At 57.7% G+C, this 2,585-nt stretch carries 1 protein-coding gene; it reads left to right on the plus strand.

Annotated elements, in window-relative coordinates; all coding sequences use genetic code 11:
* Positions 1 to 1,867: 1,867 nt before the first annotated feature.
* Positions 1,868 to 2,182, plus strand: a complete 315-nt coding sequence (locus AC3A3X_RS17795; protein ID WP_487584305.1) for a DUF5076 domain-containing protein — start codon at positions 1,868 to 1,870, stop codon at positions 2,180 to 2,182.
* The last annotated feature ends 403 nt before the right edge of the window (positions 2,183 to 2,585 follow it).

Raw genomic sequence — 2,585 nt, forward strand, 5'->3', positions numbered from 1 at the left:
CAAGGTTCGCGCCAGTGCCGCCTAACAGTTCATTCAAGCCGAAGCCGCTTCGCGGCTCGGCTTAACTCTGGCGTTAGACCGCGGGGGTAGCCATGTGGCCATTTCGTAAAAAGCAACTGATAAGTGCGCCGGAGGGTCTTCCGTTGCCGGAAGCTGAGACGCGCCCCAGCCAGACACCAATGGGCGTCATCCTCACATCCTTTGTCATGGACATTATCGGGGCACTCCCCAATGACCAAGATATGCGTTTAGAGTCGATGACACTTCACCGCGTCTTCGGATTGCCGCCCTGCAATTGGCGCCAAGCGGTTGCATCAACGCTACATCTGTGAGAGACATTTCCTATCGCTGTATTGGACCTTCGGTACAAGAACTCTGATATTGCTCTGAGAGCAGGCCAATCCTATTCGGCTCAGGCATTCTCCAGAGACTTCGTGGACCAGTATTTGGCACCGGACAGTAAGGTAGACCAATGGCCACCCGGGGCCTTAGAGAAGGCTCAGGCGTTCGTGGCTTCGCGTCATGGTGCCGGGGCCGCGGTCTAACAATTCATTCAAGCCGAAGCCGCTTCGCGGCTCGGCTTAACTCTGGCGTTAGACCCAAGTGAGAGTGAACATGCTGGATGCAGAGAAAATTCTTGACGGCGCTCGTTCCAGGGTGAACTTCGACCCAGGTGACCTCATCCCAGAGCTCCTCGCTTTCGGTGAGGTAGAAGCAGCCTGCAATTTGTCACAGCTTGACTCTCAGGCCGTCGCTGCTATTGGCGTACTCGCTGCCAATCACTACTCAAGTCCTGAGCGCCCATTCTTGGATAAAGCAATTTGCTTGGGCGTCGTAGAGTTTATAGAGGGACGGGCTCGTCCTTTAAGGCGAAAGCGACGCATCTACCCAAAAGTGGAAGCTGGGTGAGGTCTAACAGTTCATTCAAGCCGACACCGCTCCGCGGTGCGGCTTAACTCTGGCGTTAGGCCTGTTGCCGCAGGCGTGCGCCGAGTGGGGGGGCGACGCGTTGTCGTGGCTGATACTCGCCCGGCTCTGTGCTTCGGTCACTCGCACAACGCCCCCAGCCTTCGATATTGCCGGCGCCATTTTTCCCGCTTCGGCCGGCCCCCGTCTTCGGGGGCGCCAGGGATCGCAAGCTGATACATTTCTGGCCGGGGTTAGGTCATGGCACAGCAGCCGGCCGCAGTTCTGGGCTCCGGTTGCGGCGCTAAGGCCTAACATGTCATTCAAGCCGATGCCGCTTCGCGGCACGGCTTAATTCTGGCGTTAGGCTTGTTACCGCCGCAGTGCAGCCGCAAAGGCGTAGTTCCGCGTTGGCCACTGATGCGTCGCAAGTGGCTTCGGTAGAGTCAGCGGATCTGTTCCTGAGAGCAGGCTTCGGGCAGACAAGTCGGGGTAGCTCACAGGTCGCTGCAAGCTGCTACATTCCGCTCGGGAAAGGCCCATGCATGGTCGGCTGCAGTTCTCGGCTCCGGTCACGGCGCTAGGCCTAACAGGTCGTTCAAGCCGACACCGCTTCGCGGTGCGGCATAACTCTGGCGTTAGGCAATGAAGAGAGCGCTCGTCATTAGCATACTGGTGCTTGGAGGCTGCAACTCGGCAACTTTCGAGAGCCTCGAAGTTGAGATGGGCGCTATCGCGGAAAACCCCGCCGACCCCGAGTGGCGCGTAATCTTTCAAAAGGCGGCAGACGATCGCTGCAATGGGCGGGCAGAGGTCGCAGATGAGCCACTTGTGTTTACGGCGCCAGTTGATGGTCAGCCACCTAACATGTCGGGGCGCTACAGATGCAAGTAGAGCGGCCTAACATTTCATTCAAGCCGACACCGCTCCGCGGTGCGGCTTAACTCTGGCGTTAGATGCTATGGAAAGAGAACTGCCTTTGCCGGATGGTGCAGCTGAAGACTCGGAAGCGCTTGAGGTCGCCCGTGTTTGGGTGACACGCCATGATCTTCTTGTTTCGCTCAACGTCGGTCTTTATCCCCCTGAAGAGAGTGCAGGCGAGACCACGGCTTGGGGTGACATTCTGGCGGATACAGTCAAGCATCTCGCCAAAGCGATCTCCCTCAGATACGACGTGGCTCCGGCAGAGGTCGAGCAGGAGATCATTGCGCGCTGCAATCAGTCGCTCGGGCACTACAACAAAGCTTTCTCCGGGGAGCTCAAGGATGGCATCTAACAGTTCATTCAAGCCGAAGCCGCTTCGCGGCTCGGCTTAATTCTGGCGTTAGGCCGCTAATGGACACTTGCCGTTCGTGTGAGTACTGGACAAGTCCCCGTGGATTCCAACTCCCCGGTGACTACTATTGGACTCAGCTAAAGCTGCTGGAGTGGATTGAGCAGGGCAGGTTGGCTGTCGTTTCCAGCGAGGGGTTTCCTGCAAATGACGCAACTTCAGAAAGTCGTCCAGCTCAGTCGCTCTCTGCCCTCTTCGAGTGCACAGACTGTCACCGCAAACTTGACCTGGTGTTGGACATTGACGCTTGTCGTGGCGGCTTGTTCGCGGCCTAACAATTCCGTAAGGAGCTTCCCGTCAACTCCGGGTGCATGACGCTCTTGCCTGGAGCTTGAAGGCCGTTGCT

Source organism: Lysobacter sp. Soil_N_23 (genome assembly GCF_057656135.1).

Coding starts and splice junctions, on each gene's coding strand:
- AC3A3X_RS17795 (WP_487584305.1), top strand. CDS start 1,868: ATGGAAAGAGAACTGCCTTTGCCGGATGGTGCAGCTGAAGACTCGGAA.